16 protein-coding genes and 1 pseudogene are annotated in these 15,462 nt (G+C 67.8%); 8 read left to right on the top strand and 9 right to left on the bottom strand.

What is annotated here, in order from left to right; translation table 11 throughout:
- Window positions 1–104 precede the first annotated feature (104 nt).
- The 3 genes from ACFY01_RS38915 to ACFY01_RS38905 all read left to right on the top strand — a co-directional run bounded on the left by ACFY01_RS38915 (window position 105) and on the right by ACFY01_RS38905 (window position 2,472).
- The gene (locus ACFY01_RS38915; RefSeq protein ID WP_390740510.1) at window positions 105–1,334 is read left to right on the top strand and encodes an IS110 family transposase; all 1,230 of its coding nucleotides are present in this window, start codon (window positions 105–107) and stop codon (window positions 1,332–1,334) included.
- 110 nt (window positions 1,335–1,444) lie between these two features.
- On the top strand, window positions 1,445–1,885 hold the full coding sequence (locus ACFY01_RS38910) for a winged helix-turn-helix domain-containing protein (protein WP_390740509.1): 441 nt from the start codon (window positions 1,445–1,447) through the stop codon (window positions 1,883–1,885).
- Entirely contained in the window at window positions 1,882–2,472 is a 591-nt protein-coding gene (locus ACFY01_RS38905; RefSeq protein WP_390740508.1) for an IS630 family transposase, read from the top strand. The genes ACFY01_RS38910 and ACFY01_RS38905 overlap by 4 nt, the downstream gene beginning before the upstream one ends.
- A 29-nt stretch (window positions 2,473–2,501) precedes the next feature.
- Here ACFY01_RS38905 and ACFY01_RS38900 read toward each other — a convergent pair whose 3' ends face one another.
- Together ACFY01_RS38900 and ACFY01_RS38895 are read right to left on the bottom strand one after the other, a co-directional pair.
- Window positions 2,502–3,911 (bottom strand): IS701 family transposase, encoded by a 1,410-nt coding sequence (locus ACFY01_RS38900; protein ID WP_390740507.1) that lies wholly within the window; start codon window positions 3,909–3,911, stop codon window positions 2,502–2,504.
- 308 nt (window positions 3,912–4,219) lie between these two features.
- The gene (locus ACFY01_RS38895; protein WP_390740506.1) at window positions 4,220–4,828 is read right to left on the bottom strand and encodes a TetR/AcrR family transcriptional regulator; all 609 of its coding nucleotides are present in this window, start codon (window positions 4,826–4,828) and stop codon (window positions 4,220–4,222) included.
- Between the two features lie 158 nt (window positions 4,829–4,986).
- Here ACFY01_RS38895 and ACFY01_RS38890 point away from each other — a divergent pair, with 158 nt between their 5' ends.
- A complete protein-coding gene (locus ACFY01_RS38890; protein ID WP_390740505.1) occupies window positions 4,987–5,700 on the top strand; it encodes an SDR family NAD(P)-dependent oxidoreductase in 714 nt (237 codons plus the stop codon).
- 79 nt (window positions 5,701–5,779) lie between these two features.
- Window positions 5,780–6,097 (top strand): helix-turn-helix domain-containing protein, encoded by a 318-nt coding sequence (locus ACFY01_RS38885; RefSeq protein ID WP_390740504.1) that lies wholly within the window; start codon window positions 5,780–5,782, stop codon window positions 6,095–6,097.
- Between the two features lie 141 nt (window positions 6,098–6,238).
- Here the strand turns inward: ACFY01_RS38885 and ACFY01_RS38880 are convergent, their stop codons facing one another.
- Window positions 6,239–7,861 (bottom strand): MFS transporter, encoded by a 1,623-nt coding sequence (locus ACFY01_RS38880; protein WP_390740503.1) that lies wholly within the window; start codon window positions 7,859–7,861, stop codon window positions 6,239–6,241.
- A 356-nt stretch (window positions 7,862–8,217) separates the two neighbouring features.
- On the opposite strand from ACFY01_RS38880, the gene ACFY01_RS38875 reads away from it, so the two are divergent.
- Entirely contained in the window at window positions 8,218–8,610 is a 393-nt protein-coding gene (locus ACFY01_RS38875) for a hypothetical protein (protein WP_390740502.1), read from the top strand.
- 190 nt (window positions 8,611–8,800) lie between these two features.
- Here ACFY01_RS38875 and ACFY01_RS38870 read toward each other — a convergent pair.
- Window positions 8,801–9,262 (bottom strand): annotated as a pseudogene (locus tag ACFY01_RS38870) (IS110 family transposase); the annotation flags it as partial.
- A gap of 245 nt (window positions 9,263–9,507) precedes the next feature.
- A complete protein-coding gene (locus tag ACFY01_RS38865; protein WP_390740501.1) occupies window positions 9,508–10,122 on the bottom strand; it encodes a transposase in 615 nt (204 codons plus the stop codon).
- Between the two features lie 53 nt (window positions 10,123–10,175).
- On the opposite strand from ACFY01_RS38865, the gene ACFY01_RS38860 reads away from it, so the two are divergent.
- On the top strand, window positions 10,176–10,793 hold the full coding sequence (locus tag ACFY01_RS38860; protein ID WP_390740500.1) for a hypothetical protein: 618 nt from the start codon (window positions 10,176–10,178) through the stop codon (window positions 10,791–10,793).
- A 133-nt stretch (window positions 10,794–10,926) separates the two neighbouring features.
- Here the strand turns inward: ACFY01_RS38860 and ACFY01_RS38855 are convergent, their stop codons facing one another.
- Window positions 10,927–11,538: a GGDEF domain-containing protein gene (locus ACFY01_RS38855; RefSeq protein WP_390740499.1), complete on the bottom strand. Its 612-nt coding sequence runs from the start codon at window positions 11,536–11,538 to the stop codon at window positions 10,927–10,929.
- Between the two features lie 15 nt (window positions 11,539–11,553).
- Between ACFY01_RS38855 and ACFY01_RS38850 the strand changes: the two genes are divergently transcribed.
- Window positions 11,554–12,873 carry an IS630 family transposase gene (locus tag ACFY01_RS38850; RefSeq protein WP_390740546.1) on the top strand — a complete coding sequence of 440 codons (1,320 nt, stop codon included), beginning with the start codon at window positions 11,554–11,556 and terminating at the stop codon, window positions 12,871–12,873.
- A 36-nt stretch (window positions 12,874–12,909) separates the two neighbouring features.
- Here ACFY01_RS38850 and ACFY01_RS38845 read toward each other — a convergent pair whose 3' ends face one another.
- The 3 genes from ACFY01_RS38845 to ACFY01_RS38835 all read right to left on the bottom strand — a co-directional run bounded on the left by ACFY01_RS38845 (window position 12,910) and on the right by ACFY01_RS38835 (window position 15,432).
- Complete coding sequence (locus ACFY01_RS38845) at window positions 12,910–14,043, bottom strand: IS630 family transposase (protein ID WP_390740498.1); 1,134 nt, start codon at window positions 14,041–14,043, stop codon at window positions 12,910–12,912.
- A 51-nt stretch (window positions 14,044–14,094) separates the two neighbouring features.
- Entirely contained in the window at window positions 14,095–14,313 is a 219-nt protein-coding gene (locus ACFY01_RS38840) for a PAS domain S-box protein (protein WP_390740497.1), read from the bottom strand.
- Window positions 14,314–14,532: 219 nt separating this feature from the next.
- A complete protein-coding gene (locus tag ACFY01_RS38835) occupies window positions 14,533–15,432 on the bottom strand; it encodes an NADP-dependent oxidoreductase (protein ID WP_390740496.1) in 900 nt (299 codons plus the stop codon).
- Between the last annotated feature and the right edge of the window lie 30 nt (window positions 15,433–15,462).

Genomic DNA, 15,462 nt, shown 5'->3' with positions numbered 1-15,462 from the left:
GCCCGGGGGCCCGCGACGACTCGGCTGCTGATTGGGATGCGCGAAACGAATCGCTCGTATGGACGTGACAGCGAGGTCGTCTGCTGGGACAGCACAGAACAGCGATGAAGGAGGGGCCGGTGCCGGAATTGTGGGTGGGGACGGATGCGGGCAAGGCTGAGCACCACTGCACGGTGATCGACGCCGATGGCACGAAGGCGCTTTCGCGCCGGGTGCCGAACAACGAGGACGAACTGTTGCAACTCCTCGGTGATGTGCTGGATTTGGACGACGGCGGTCTCGTTACCTGGGCGGTAGACCTGAACGCCGGCGGCGCCGCGTTGTGGATCGCGCTGCTGGTCAATCACGGGCAGCGGCTGTTCTACATCCCGGGCCGGACGGTGCATCACGCCTCCGGCGCTTACAAGGGTGACGGCAAGAGCGACGCCAAGGACGCCTTCGTCATCGCTGACCAGGCCCGCATGCGCCGTGATCTCAAGCCGCTTCAGGAGACCAGCGAGATCGCGGTCGATCTGAAGATTCTTACCTCCCGCCGCATGGATCTGTCCGCTGACCGGACCCGGGCGATCAACCGGCTTCGCGCGCAGATTCTCGAGTACTTCCCGGCCCTGGAGAGGGCTTTCGACTACAGCGCCTGCAAGGCGGCGCTCATCCTGCTGAGTGGGTATCAGACCCCGGCTGCCCTGCGCCGGACCGGCCGGGCCCGGTTGACGACCTGGCTCAAGAACCACGGCGTTCGCACCCTGAACATCGCCAAGAGCACCGCAGACGCCGCGGTTTCTGCCGCGGAGGCCCAGTTCACCAGCGTCCCCGGGGAGAAAACCGCTGCCAGGATGGCCCACACCCTGGCCAGGGAAGTGATGGCTCTTGATGAAGAGATTTCCGAGCTCAACGCTTTCATCGAGGGCCGGTTCCGCGAGCATCCCGATGCTGAAGTGATCACCAGCATGCCGGGCATCGGTGACATGCTCGGTGCCGAGTTCATCGCCGCGACCGGGGGCGATATGGCTGCCTTCGGCAGCCCGGACCGGCTCGCCGGCGTCGCCGGACTTGCTCCGGTCCCCCGGGACTCGGGCAAGGTCAGCGGCAACCTGCGCAGGCCCAGACGCTACAGTCGCCGACTCCTGCGAGTGTTTTACCTCTCCGCTCAGGTCGCATCTGTCCGCTGCCCCCGGTCCAAGGCCTTCTACCAGCGCAAACGCGCCGAGGGGAAGTCCCACAAGCAAGCCGTCCTCGCACTGGCCCGACGCCGGCTGAACGTGCTCTGGGCTCTGATCCGCGACCACCGAACCTTTGAAGCCAACGCGTCCCGCCTCGCTGCCGCAGTGGCATGACTCCGTCACAAGGCGTCACCACCCCGGCTTGACACCATCATTGGGAATCCCCCTCTGCACCCCCACAACGGCCCCCACCCAGGAAGAAAGAGGAAAAGGGGAGGGCGAGCGTGGTGTCGTGTGGTGGAGCGGCCGGGGGATCGGGCGGCCCTCAGGGGTGTTGCGCGTCGGCGGGGCCTCCGCGCTCAGCGCGTGACGAGTCGGCGCGCCATGGGAACCTGGCGTCGGCCGCTTCGGCCCTGCGGCGACGGTCGGCCACTGGACGCCCACCCAAGCTGGACGACGCCCAGGTCGAGACGGTCCGGGCCGCGTTGGAGCAGGGGGCCCAGGCTCATGGTTTCGAGGCTGACCTGTGGACCCTGGAACGAGTCGGTGCGGTTGTCACCCGGACAACGGGGGTGACGTTGTCGAGGGCGTCGGTGTGGCGGTTGCTTACCGACCGGCTTGGATGGAGTTTGCAACGGCCCGAGCGGCGGGCGGCCGAGCGGGACGAGTCGGAGATCGCCCGTTGGGTCGCGCATGAGTGGCCGCGCATCAAAAAGGGGCCGTGAACACACGTGCCTGGATCGTCTTCCTCGACGAATCAGGCGTGTCCCTGCTTCCTCAGATCCGCCGCACCTACGCGCCCCGAGGGCGGACTCCTCTCCTGCGGCACCGCCTGAACTGGAAGCGCGCGTCGATGGTCGGGGCTTTGGGTTATCACTCCACCGACCCCGATCGCGGGGCCCGCTTGTGCTTCCACCTCAAGCCCGGCAGTTACGACACCGCCGGGCTCATCGAGGTCCTGCAACAGGTGAAAGTGTTCTACCGCGGCGAGCGAGTGGTCTTGGTCTGGGACGGACTGTCCGCCCACTGGAGCCGGGCGATGCGGGCCTGGGTCGCCGAACAGGACTGGCTCACTCTGGAGCGATTACCTGCCTACGCTCCCGAGCTGAACCCGGTGGAACTACTGTGGTCCTCCCTCAAGAAGCGTGAACTCGCCAACCTTGCCGGCGATCACCTCGCCGATGTCGCCGACGCCACTGGGCAAGGCATCCACCGCATCAACACCAACCCCCAACTCCCATGGTCATTCCTCGCCCATACCGGCCTGACCATCCACCCACCACACCCACCGAACTTACGAAAAGATCAGTAACGGTAGTTCGTTAAATCCGGCGGTAGAGGTCAATGCCGTGTCCGTTGGTGACCGCGTCGATCAGGGCCTGGAGCTCGGGGGGTGGGTCCGTGTCCGTCCAGGCTCGCCACCATCGGGTGAGGGTGACGGCGGGGGTGAGCCAGGAGCGGATGGCCCGTAAGGCCTTGGGCCAGCAGGGCTGTTGGGGCTGGTGGGGTAGGGCTGGGCCCCCTCTCTGGCTCCTCGTGGGGGCAGGGGTCCGGCGCGGTGGCATCGATGGGTCCGGGTGGGGCGAACCATTGGTCCCAGCAGAACGAGAAGGCGCAGTTGACCAGGGTCTGGTGGCGGCGGATGGCGCGGTCGGAGCGGACTTGGAAGTCGGCCCAGCCGAGTTCGTCCTTGATCTGTTTGTAGCTCTGCTCGATCCACGGCCGCAGTCCGTAGAGGCGGACGATCTCGGCGAGGTCGGCCGGCGAGTGCGGGCTGGTGGTGGCGTGGGGTGCGTCGGGGTGGGGCAGGTTGGTGGCCAGGTACCAGGTGGCCTTCTCCGGCAGGCCGGCCGGGTCGGTTGTGGCCACGACCAGCCGGCAGGATGAGTCAGGTCCGTAGCCGCCCAGGCGGGCATCGGCGGCCCACCAGGTCTCGGTGTGCCCATCGCGGAAGTGACGCTTCACGGGTGTCCAGTCGCCGGGACGCCTGGCATCCTTCCAGGCCAGGGCATGGGCGGCTTCGATGGGTGTGTGCGGCTGGTCGGCCCGAGCCCAGGTGCCGCGGTGCGGCTTGAGCGCGACCACGTAGGCCAGGTCGGCCTCGCGCAGTGCGAGATACCAGTCGTCGCTCACGGAGTAGGCGCAGTCGGCGACCACCGCCCGGCAGCCGAAGCCCGCCTCCTTCCCGCGGGCCGCGAGGGCAGCAGCCAGCTGCGGTTTCGTACGGAAGGACGGATCCGAGCGACCACGGGCGAAGTGGTGGGCAGGGGTGTAGGGAGTCGCGTGCAGCGGGTAGTACACGCGGCCGTCGGTCCACACCGTGGTCACCGTGACGATGCCGTTGTCCGTCTTGCCCAACCGGCCCAGCCACTGCCGGCCCACGTGCGCGGTCGCCGTGCCGTCCTTGCGGTCCCCGGAATCGTCGATCACGATCACCCCGCCGTCGTGCGGAGCCGTCGCCGACTGCTCGCGCAGCAGCTCAAGCCGCCGGTGGTTGACCAGCTCGGCCTCCCAGGGCGACTCGGACAGGAAGAACTGCAGCCGCTGCACCCCCGGCATCCCCGCACCCGCCACCGGTTCGGCCCCTGCCAGGCAGGTGATGGTCTTGTTCCGCTCCCGCGGCGCCAGCAGCCCGGTCAGGTACTCGCGAAAACCCCGACGCTGGGCGAGACTGAAGAAAAGGTCGTCGAACCGTGCCGCATACTCCTCCAACGGCCCCGGCGCAGGCGGACACGGACGGCGAGCGGTCATCTTCAGCCTCCAGCAAGGCAGTTGACTCCTACCACCGGCCTACGACCAACCCGACCTGCCGTCAACCCACACCACCACCGGATTTAACGAACTACCGGTAAGTGGTCGGCTCCGGAAGTCCTTCGGGGGTTGACTCGAGCACTCGTCTTGTGGAGTCCAGGTAGCGGAGCGGACGTGCCATCTCGTTGCGCATGACGCCAGCGTGGCCCATCTGTACCCAGCTGGGAGATCCGGATGCGGAACCGGTCTGTGGCAGCGGATGCGCCCAGTTTCCGTCCACGGTTTCCGGGCTGGTTGGCCACCGCGGGTCAGCTGCGCACCGCAGCCAGGCACTCGTCATATAGGTCCATGATTTCGCCCTTGCCGCCGTTGGCGACCCACGTCATCGACGCGGCATCCAGGCATGCGAACGCCGTCGCGATCACCGCGCGGGCCCTCGCACCCTTGTTGCCGGTAGCTGCGTCCATACGGGTCTCGATGAGCGGCAGCAGGTTCTCCTGGAACCGCAGTCGCTTTTCGAGCCAACCGGCACGCAGCGAGGCGGTGTTGTGCAGGAGGCGGAACCGTTCCAGGGCGTGTTCTCGGCTGTCGTGCAAGGCCAGTACGGCAGCAACCCCTGCGCGCAGGGCCTCCCAGATACCGGCATCGGCGGGCTGTGCGCTGATCGCGTCCATCAGGACCTGCCCGAACCGGTCCTGGGCGCCGCCGAGAAGGTCCTCCTTGGTGCCGAAGTAGCGGAAGAGGGTGCGCTGGGAGACGCCGGCCTCCCGGGCGATCTGGGCGATGGTCGTCTCGTCGTAGCCCTGCTCGGTGAACAGGCGCAGCGCCGTCTCGAGGATCTCCTGGGAAGCCAGCTGCCGTGTCCGGTCCCACAGCGTGGTCGGTGCGGCCGTCGCTGACTTGGCTTCCTGCTTCATGTCACCAGACTAGCCCAGCACTGCCAGTCCGACAGTCACATGGCGCTTGGCAGTCGCTGTCAGATTGTCATACACTGCCAGGGCGGTGCAGCAGCACCGCCCACTGCCCCACGGACAGAGCCGCCCCCCCCGCCCAGAGGTACGCAAAGGAGCGCATCATGCCTGCACCCACAGCTTTGATCACCGGTGGAACCAGCGGCATCGGCAAGGCGACCGCCGAACTACTCCACTCCCGCGGCTACCGCGTCATGGTCACTGGCCTCGGCAATGTCGCCGACGCCGGACTTCCCGAAGACGTCACGGCCGTCCGGGCCGACGTACGGTCCCTGCCGGACATCGACCAGGCGATGGACCAGGCACGCCGACAACTCGGCTCCCTCGACCTGCTCTTCCTAAACGCGGGCATCTCCCGCCCCGGCCCGATCGAATCAACCGACGAAGACGCCTTCGACGCCCTGTTCGACATCAACGTCAAGGGAAACTTCTTCACCCTGCAAAAGGCGCTGCCGCTCCTCAACGAGGGCGCCTCGGTCGTGTTCACCGTGGGCGCCGCCGAAGGGCTCGGGGCCGCGATGACAGCGGCCAAGGGCGCTCTGCTGCCCCTCATGCGGTCCCTCGCGCTCGAACTCGCCCCCCGTCGCATCCGCGTCAACGCGGTCAGCCCGGGAATGATCAACACCCCTGCCTACAGCAAGATGGGTGTCTCCCAGGAAATGATCGACTCCTGGGCCCGGGACGTCCCGCTCGGCCGCGTCGGCGCTCCCGCCGACATCGCCGAAGCCGTGGCCTTCCTCGCCTCGGACGCCGCCGGCTACATCACCGGTGACAACCTCACCGTCTCCGGCGGCATCGGTGTTCACTCCAACGCCTGACGAGTGCTGTGGCCCTGGCGAGCCAACGGCCCGTGCGGGAAGCCCGGCCCCGTCCCACTTCGTTCTCCACCACGGATAGATGGGCCGCCCTCCTTCCACGCCCGTGTGCTCCGCCGTGCCCTTGGAACTGACCGCTGCCGAGCGCCACCGGCTCAAGAAGATGGCCTACGGCCACGAGACCCCGCACCAGGCACACCAGCGGGCGACGATCGTGCTCCTGGCAGCACGAGGCCGCAGCAACACCCAGATCGCCGCCGAAACCCACCTGCACGTGGACACCGTGCGCCGCTGGCGCGGCCGATTCGCGGCCGTGAACTTCGACGGGGGGTGCATGGCCGCGGCGCAGTGGGCGCGGGCGCCTGCGTACGGCTCGGCGTCGGCGAGAGCACAGCCATGACGCCGTGCTGCGCGCCCCGCCCCGCCCGGCCCCCGCATGCGCGCCTGCTGGCTCTCCCCCACACGCAGGAGGCCCTGCGAACCGGTGGCTGGGCGGGCCCGCCGGGGCCGGGTCGAGCGGGCGATCACCCACGGGCAGCAGCTACGGCTGCGGCGATCTGGGCTGGACCGACGGGATCCGCTGGGTGAAGAACAGGGCGATGAGCGCGGCCAGGGCCAGGATGGCGAGCGCCGCGCGCAGGCCGTCGAGTCTGGCCTCGGCGTTCGCGTTCAGCGCCGCCTGGGACAGCTCCGGGTTCACGCCAGCTTCGTCGAGGGCGGTCTCCAGTTGGGCATCGGACAGGAACGGTGCGCCGCTCTGTAGCTGGACGGTCGCCTGGCTCGTGATGCTGTCGGGGACCGCCGGGTTCGCCTCGATGGTGGTCAGGAAGGACGTCGTGAGTGCGGCGATCATGATCGATCCGGCGAGTGCCGTACCGATCGAGGCACCGAGGTTGGTGACGGCGTTCTGGACGCCGCCGACTTCCGCGCTCTGCGCCTGCGGCACCGCGGAGACGGTGACCGACCCGAGCTGGGAGGCCAGCGCCCCCATGCCGAGCCCGATCAGCAACAGCGGGACGGTGACGACCTCTGCGCCGGCGGCCAGGTCGAGCGCGGCCATCAGGACCACCGCTCCCGCCAGCAGCGCGAAGATCCCCAGCCGCACCACCCGCCGCGGTGAGACGTCGGGGAGGAATCGGGGGATCAGGACGGCTGCCGCCAGCAGGCTCACCGAGAGCGGCAGGAGACGGGCACCAGTCTCCAGCGCCGACAGGCCCAGGGCGACGGACAGGTAGAGAGGGACGATGAAGAACACGCCCATCTGCACGAGGTACTGGAAGAAGAACATCGTCAGGCCGCCGGTGAGCTGCTGGTTGCGCAGCATGCCGGGGTCGACGAGGGGATCCCGGCCCCGCTCGACGACCTTGGCTTCCCAGCGCAGGAAGATCCAGAGCAACGCCAGACCCGCCAGCATCAGCCACGTCGTTAGCGACACCCCGAGCCACGCGGGCGTGTCGGGTTTCGGCTTGAACCAGCCCCACTCGTCGGACCGCAGCACCCCATAGACGAAGATCCCGAGTCCCAGCGCGGAGAGGACCGCGCCCACGAAGTCGATGCTCCGGCGTTCGCCGGGCGGGGCGTCCGCGATGCGGCGCGCGAGTACGAGAATGCCGAGCACCACCACGACCTCCCCGGCGAAGACCCACCGCCAGGAGAAGTACGTCGTCGCGATGCCGCCGATGAGCGGCCCGACGGCGATGGCGATCGCCCCGGCCGCAACGACCAGTCCGTAGGCGGCGGGGCGGCGTTCGACAGAGAAGTTGCCAGCGACGAGTGCGACGATCGCGGGCAGGATCAGCGACGCCCCGACCCCCTCCAGTAACGACCAGCCCAGCAGCAGCACGGTCAGGTTCGGCGCGAGCGCCGTGGTGAGAGAGCCGGCCCCATAGATGCAGCAGCCGATCATGAACGCGCGCCTGCGTCCGATCAGCGCCCCGACCTTGCCGCCGGGGATCATGAACATCGCCATCACCAGGGTGTAGGCGGTGACCGCGCCCTGGATGCCCGTCACCGTAGTGCCCACGTCCTCAGCCACCGTGGCGATGGAGACGTTCATGACGGAGCTGTCGAGCGCCATTAGGAACTGCCCGGACGCGAGCGTCACCAGTACGACTCGCGACTTCGCCGACGCCGAACTCTCGGCCGTGCCTGCCGGGGATGCCATGGAAGCATGCTCCCAGCCGCTCACCGGACCGGAGGGACGACCCGCCGCGCCGTCAGCCGGACAGGGGCGGCGCCGCGGCGGCCACCGCGACCGGGGCGGCGCCCGCCGCCCTGCCCGTCCTCAGGCGCAGATGGAACCGCTCCTGCAGCGTCGGCGTTCGCAAATCTCCGCTGCTAGCCAGAAGTCCCAGTCGGCGAAGTTCAGCAGCCGCCGGACCCGTCCGGGCAACGCTGGGCGGTGCCTCCCGAGCCATCCGTCTAACCAGGACAAAACCCCCGGCCGCAAACGCGGTCGGGGGCTTTCGTGCGTCAGGCGCGGGACGCATCGAGCGGCGCCGGTGTCGGCGTGAGCCAGGCATGCCGCAGTTCGTCCTGCGGGTAGATAAGCCTCGAAATGCCGGAACCGGGGGGAACATGGCAGACTTCTGGACGATCATCACGGCTCTATCGGCAGTTGCCGGCAACATCGTGGCCGTATGGGTGGCCATCGCGAGCCTCAAACGAGCAGACGCTGCCCTCACTCAAGCCCAAGAGATCGCAGAGCGACAACTGGAAGCCCAAGACGACTTCGACGGCGCCGCCGCATGCATCGCTTGGCGAGAACAGCTCATAGCCTTGCATGACCGCGGCCTCAGCCCCGAACAGATCCGCCGCATCATGCTCCTGGAGCCCGGCGGCGAAGGCTACGAACCCGGAATGGGCCGCATCGACGCCATCCTCCGCGACATACCCCGCCAACGACCTACGTGAGCCCACAAAGCCTCCGACCGCAGCTTGCGGCCGGAGGCTTGTATCCTCCCCGCCGACGCGGGGGTGTTCCGATGTGCGGGGTGTCGTCGGCTGCTGTGGTCGTGTCGTCTCCGCCGACGCGGGGATGGTCCCATGGGACGTCGGCCGAACGGGCCGCCCCAATACTGCTCCCCGCGCCCGCGGGGATGGTACGCAGGCGGTTGACCGCGCGGGTGCGGTCCTCCACCAGGTCGGCCCGGCGTCCGGTCAGCAGCTTCAGCTCGATGGCGGCCTCGTCGCCGGGGCGGATGGGCCGCAGGTCGCGGCGCATCCTGGCCTGGTCGGCGATCACGTAGGCGTCGCGGGCGTCGGTCTTGCCCTCGCCGCGGTAGCCGTCGGAGGCTGGGTTCACCAGGCGGCCGGGCATGTAGAGGACCTCCTGGCCGTGGTTGATCAGCAGGGCCAGCAGCAGCGCGGGCTCGCCGCCGGTCATATCGACGGCCCAGGTGACCTCGCGGCCGTCGGCAAGGTCCAGGACGTCGCCCATCAGTTTCAGCAACTCGGGCTCGTCGTTGGCGACCCGCCGCGACAGCAGCGTCTTGCCGTCCACGTCCAGCGCGAGGCCGTGATGGTGGCCCTTCCCGCTGTCGATCCCCGCCCATATCCGGCTCATCGTGCTCCAGACGTACGTGTTCGTTCTGTGCGTGCCACGGACGACCTCGCCGGCATTGCTCTACACAGCGACTTGTTCGCACTTCCTAATCGGCGGCCGAGTCGTCGTGAGGTGCCGGGCGGCGAAGCCTCAAGAGCCACGAGACGGCAGCCGACTGATAGCCACACCCAGCACCCCTGGGCGACCCAACCCTACGAATGGCTCGATCAACCCGATCAAGAAGGTAGAGCTTCCTAATGAAGCTTCTATGTCCCGTCAACCCCCAATTCAGCCGCGGCGGCGTTGTTGAGGTGTCGGTAGAAGCGTCGGGCGAGGTATCGCTTGAGGCAGCGGCGGATCTCACGGTCTGTCTTGCCCTCTGTGCGCCGTCGGTCGGAGTAGGCGCGGGTCTGGGGGTGATGAACCATGCGGACCATGGCGATGACGTTCAGGGCCCGGTTGAGACGCCTGTCGCCACCGCGGTTGAGTCGGTGGCGGGTGGTATTCCCCGAGGATGCGGGTATGGGGTTCACGCCCGCGAGGGCGGCGAAAGCGGCTTCGTCACGGACCCGGCCCGGGTGGGACCAGGCGACCAGGACGGTGGCGGCGGTGACGGGACCGATGCCGGTTTCCTGGAGAAGGCCGGCGGCGGGGCTGGCGTCGAGGAGCTCGCTCGTCCGGTTCATGTTGTCCGAGAGCTCGGCGTCAAGGGTGAGGATCCTCTTGGCGAGCCGGACGGCTTCGGTGCGGGCGATGGTGGTTGCAAGGTCTTCCTCGCGGGGGCGCCAGCGGGCGATCTCGCTGATCTTCTTCACGCCGAGGGGACGCCGGGCATCGATACCGAGGTCGGCGACACGCACGAGGGCGGTCAGGGCGTTCACGGCCCGGGTCCGCTCACCGGTGAGTTCGTCGCGGGCGGTGAGGAGGATTGGCCGTGGCCTGGATCTACGGGGACGTGGTGCATCACGACACTGAACGACGGCAGGAAGGCGACGCGTTCGGATTGTTCGAGCGGTTCCGTGGCGCCGTGCCACTCGTCGCCTGGGCCATAGTCGGGACGATCGAGCTTCTGAACTACATCCGTGCACTCCACGAGGACGGCGTCCTGCAGCTACGGCAGGAGGTTTTCGAAGAGCGGGTCGCGCTGAAGTCGACGACGTTGGAATACAGCGGCGAGATGTATTTCGCTCCTGTCGGAACGGAACCCCCGACCAACGCGAGTACCTCGCCGCCCAAGGAGTGGGTCCGGCTGGGTAATGAAGCCGACCTCGCGCCCTTCCAAAACAAATTCGGGGGACAACTGATGCACGCTGTTCGTTCACCTCACATGCCTGTGCTGCCCTCGCCTGAAGAGATCGAAGCCGCCCGTACGCCCGCCGGCGGCTGGAAGCGTGACCAGCTCGCCGCCTGGGGTGTCCCGTGGCCCCCGCCCAAGGGATGGAAGAACGAGCTGACCGAGCGCTGGAAGACCGCACGCCAGGACGACGCACCGCCGCCCCTGCCCAACTCGGCTCCGGCCGACTTCGCACAGGAGGCGCTCGACTTCGGCTGACCCGACGACAGCGGAGGTCTTGCCCTCCATGACGGCACTGCCGCTCTCCAGGCCGTGCGCTGGGCACGGCTTGCGCAGCCGCCACGTGCCGTAAGCCACCACGGCACGTGGCGGCTGCTTGCGGCTCCCCGGATCAGGTAGAGGCCGCCTTTCGTGCGTACTCGAGCTGCAGAGCAGCTGTCTTGAGGACAGCGTCGGCGGTCATGCCAGGCTGTGGCCAAGTGATGCTGACGGTGGCTCCCACGCGGATGCCTTGTCCGCGGTATTGCATGGGTTGTGTGATCTCATTGCGCAGTCGTACTGTCATATCGTGCGCACCGGCCTCGTCGATTCCGTTGGCGAGTACGCCGAACTCGTCGTCAACGAGCCGAGCCACCACGGCTTTCTCGGGGACCACTTTGGCCAGTCGCCTGGCCACTTCCGCCAGGACGGCATCACCGGCTTCTCGTCCGAAGCGGCTATTAACTGAGCGTGTCCCGTCGACGTCGACACAAAGAAGAGCCAGACTTGGTGATGCGTTTTGAGAATCGCGGCCGGTGGTGACGGCGTGGCCGCGCTGCTCCGGAGCCTGTGCCAGCGTCTGTGCCACAGTGCTGGCCACGGATTCACCGAGGCGGGCGTCCATGTGGGCGATGAAGCCATTCCGGTTGGGTAACCCGGTGAGAGCGTCGTGGTTGAGCTGATGCACTAGTGTGATGCGCCAGAAATCCTGAGGGTTAGTTACTACCCTGTTGTCATGTCGCATTCGGGGCCTTCTGCTGTGGCGATCACGCTGTCCGAGGCGGAGCGTGCTGAATTGGTACGCTGGACGGAAATGCCGCACCGGCGCTCGGCCGAGAAGGCCCGTATCATCCTGGCGTGTGCTGACGGCATGTCGAACGCGGGTGTCGCACGGCTCGTCGGTGTCCAGGCCAAGACGGTCGGCAAGTGGCGTCGAGCTTTCGCCGCAGAGCGGATGGCCGGACTTGAGGACGCCGGCTGGATCGGCCGGCCGAAGGCCGACCTGATCCTCGACGATGCTGAGCGCAGACAGCTGCAGCAGTGGGCGCGGCAGGCCAAGACCGCCCAGTTCCTCGCGTTACGGGCCAAGATCGTGCTGCGCTGCGCGGAGGGCGGGACGAACCAGCGGGCCGCGGCCGACCTCGGTATCGACAGGTCGACCGTGGACCGCTGGCGGGCCCGGTTCATCACAAAACGCTTGGATGGTCTGCAGGACGAGCCGCGCTCGGGCCGGCCGCCTTCGATCCTCCTCGACCAGGTCGAGGAGGTCGTCGTGGCCACCCTGGAGTTGCTCCCGGACCAGGACACGCACTGGTCACGGGCCTCGATGGCCCAGCGCACCGGCCTGTCGAAGTCGACGATCGGGCGGATCTGGAAGCGGTTCGACCTCAAGCCACACCTGCAGGACTCCTTCAAGCTGTCCACCGATCCGCAGTTCGTCGCCAAGGTCGTCGACGTTGTCGGCCTGTACCACCACCCGCCCGAGAAGGCGGTCGTGCTCTGCGTGGACGAGAAGTCCCAGATCCAGGCGCTGGACCGGTCCCAGCCGGTGCTGCCGATGATGCCGGGCATGCCCGAACGCCGCACCCACGACTATCTGAGGCACGGCATCACCAGCCTGTTCGCCGCCTTCAACATCGCCGACGGCAGCGTCATATCGGCACTGCACCGCCGTCACCGGGCGATCGAGTTCAAGAAGTTCCTGATCCGGATCGACAAGGCGGTGCCCGCCGGGCTCGACGTGCACCTCGTCTGTGACAACTACGCCACCCACAACACCGCCGAGATCCGGACGTGGCTCGGCAAACACCCCCGCTTCCACGTCCATTTCACTCCCACCGGCTCCTCCTGGATGAACCAGGTGGAGCGGTGGTTCGGCCTGCTGACCGACAAGCTCATCCGCCGCGGCGTCCACACCTCCGTGAAGGCACTGGAAGACGACATCACTGCCTGGATCGACACCTGGAACGAGAACCCGCGGCCCTTCACCTGGACCAAAACAGCCGACGAGATCCTCAACTCCCTCGCCGACTACCTCACCAAGGTCGGAACCACCGGGCAGAAAACAGAGCAGAACTAACCCTCAGGATTTCTGGCGCATCACACTAGTGCCGCCTCAAGCAACGTTTGCCCTGTTCACTACCTCGCGGAGACGGTCGTCGGCGGCATGCTTGTTCCGCCAGATGATGTAGCGACGGATCATGCTTCCCTGCTCCTTGTGGCTGGTGTGGTCGGTGCCATCCAGCGCGAAGTAGCGCAGGGCGGTGAACTGGGCCTCGATCCGGTTGAGCCAGGAACTGTTGGTCGGGGTGTAGGCGATCTCCACGTTGTTCGCCGCCGCCCACGTCCCGACTCGCTGGCACCGCTTCGTCGTCAGGTGCGGTGAGTAGTTGTCGCAGACGATCGCGATGCGGACGTCCGTCGGGTGCAGCGAGCGCAGGTAGCGGCAGAACTCCAGGAACTTCGACCTGTTCTTGGTCTTCTTGATGTGCCCGTAGAGCTGGTCTTTGGCCAGGTCGTAGGCGGCGAACAAGTGCCGGACCCCGTGTGGGCGGGTGTAGGTCGCCCGGCGGCGGGGCCGGGGATCTCGGTTGGGGTCCTTGTGTCTGCCGCCGCGTTCGGCCCAGTGCCGGCCGGGGTGCGGCTGGAGGTTGAGCGGCCCGAACTCATCGACGCAGAAGATGACTTCGGGCTCGTCTTCCTCGGGTATGACTTCACCGTCGGCGATCGCGTAGAGGTGTTCGACACGGGCTTTCTTGGCCTCGTAGTCGGGGTCGCGTGAGGTCTTCCAGGTCTTCACGCGTTGAAATGAGACGCCCTCCTCGCGGAGCAGGACCCGAAGGCCCTCGTGGCTGATGTCGTCGACCACCCCCTCGGCGACCAGGAAGTCGGCCAGCTTGGCCAGGCTCCAGGTCGAGAACGGCAGGCCGTGCTCGGCCGGCTTCGACTTGGCGATCTTCTTGATCTCCCGGCGTTCCGGGAGAGTGAAGGTCTTTGGCCGGCCGCCCTTGTACTTGGGATAAAGCGAGTCGAAGCCGTCCGCGTTGAAGTTGTGGAGCACGTCGCGGACACGGTCCGCGCTGGTGAACGTCACCTCGGAGATCTTCGCCACCGGCATGGCCTGCGCGGATAACAGCACCATCTGAGCCCGCCGCCAGGTCACCACCGAACCAGTGCCTCTGCGGATGATCCGCAGCAACCGTCTGCCCTCGTCGTCATCAATTTCCCGGACCCGCACGCGTTCAGCCACGTGATCATTCTGGCCGTCTGGTGCTTCCCGGCGCAGCAACTGGGCGACACATCACGACAGGGCGAACATAGCTTGATGCGGCACTAGTTGCAGCTCTCGACGCTTGCGCTCCTCAATGTCCTCGATGCTGATGAGCAGGAAGCGGGGACCGTCTGCGGCATCGGCCACGACGCTCGTGCGGAGGCTGACCCAGACATAGGTGCTGTCGCGGCGGCCCAGGCGCAGTTCGGCGCGTCCACCCTCGCCGGTGCCACTGAAGAAAGCCTCCATGTCCTCAGGGTGGACGAAGTCGGCGAAGGAGTGCCTGCGGATCGCGGAGGCCGGGCGGACGTGGTGCGAGCAGCAGGCGGAACTGCTGCTCGCACCGCGGTCTCGGCCACCTGCGGCAGGCAGGACCGGTGGAGGCGGACGAGCTGGCCGGGTTCGCCAGGACCGTGACGACTGGCCGGTGCGCTGCCGTCGTGCCTCCCCAGCCGGCCGGGCGCTGAGCTACGGCCGCAGGACGAGCTTCCCGGCGGCGTGACCGCTCGCGCTCAGCTCCTGCGCCTTCGCGGCGTCCTCCAGCAGAAGGTTCTGCGCGATGCGCACCGTGAGCTTGCCGTCGGCTGCGAGGCGGGCGTACTCGCCGAGGCGGGAACCGAACGGGGCGCCGGGGCCGGAGAAGGTGACGCCCAGCTCGGCGGCCTTCAGATCGGCGATGGTGATGATCCGGTCGGTGCCGCCGCGCAGGTCGATCGACACCTCCAGGTCGCCTGCCCCCGCGGCGTCGTACACGGCGTCGATGCCCTGCGGTGCGGCCTCGCGGACCCGGTCGGCGAGGCCGGCGCCGTAGGCGACCGGGATCGCGCCCAGCGAGCGCAGGTAGTCGTGGTTGCCGGGGGAGGCGGTGCCAATGACCGTGGCGCCGCGGGTGACCGCGAGCTGAACACCGACGGCGCCGGCCACACCCGCGGCTCCGTGCAGCAGGAGTGTGTCGCCTTCCCCGACGCCGAGGGCGTCGAGTACGCGGACCGAGGTCTCGACGGCGACGGGCAGTGCTGCGGCGAGGTTCCAGTCGAGGTCCGCGGGCTTCGGGCCGAAGTCGACGGCCAGTGCGTGCTCGGCGTATGCGCCGGTGACGGTCCAGCCCAGGACCTCGTCACCCACCGCGACGCCGGTCACGCCTTCGCCGACCTCGTCGATGACGCCGGCCGCCTCCACGCCGGGGATCACCGGGAACGGCGGGGCTATTTGCGGCCTCCACCCGTTGCGGATCTTGGAGTCGAGCGGGTTGACCCCTGCCGCCACGACCTTCAGCCGCACCTGCCCGGGTCCGGCGTGCGGCTCGTCGACCTCTTCGAGGCGGAGGACTTCCGGGCCGCCAAACTCGGTGTAGGTGATCGCCTTCATGTCCTGCTCCAGTGCTCGTCGCTCTAGGTG

The organism is Streptomyces sp. NPDC001480, assembly GCF_042894725.1.
Lineage (GTDB): Bacteria > Actinomycetota > Actinomycetes > Streptomycetales > Streptomycetaceae > Streptomyces.
This window is presented reverse-complemented; position numbering and strand designations above follow the sequence as displayed.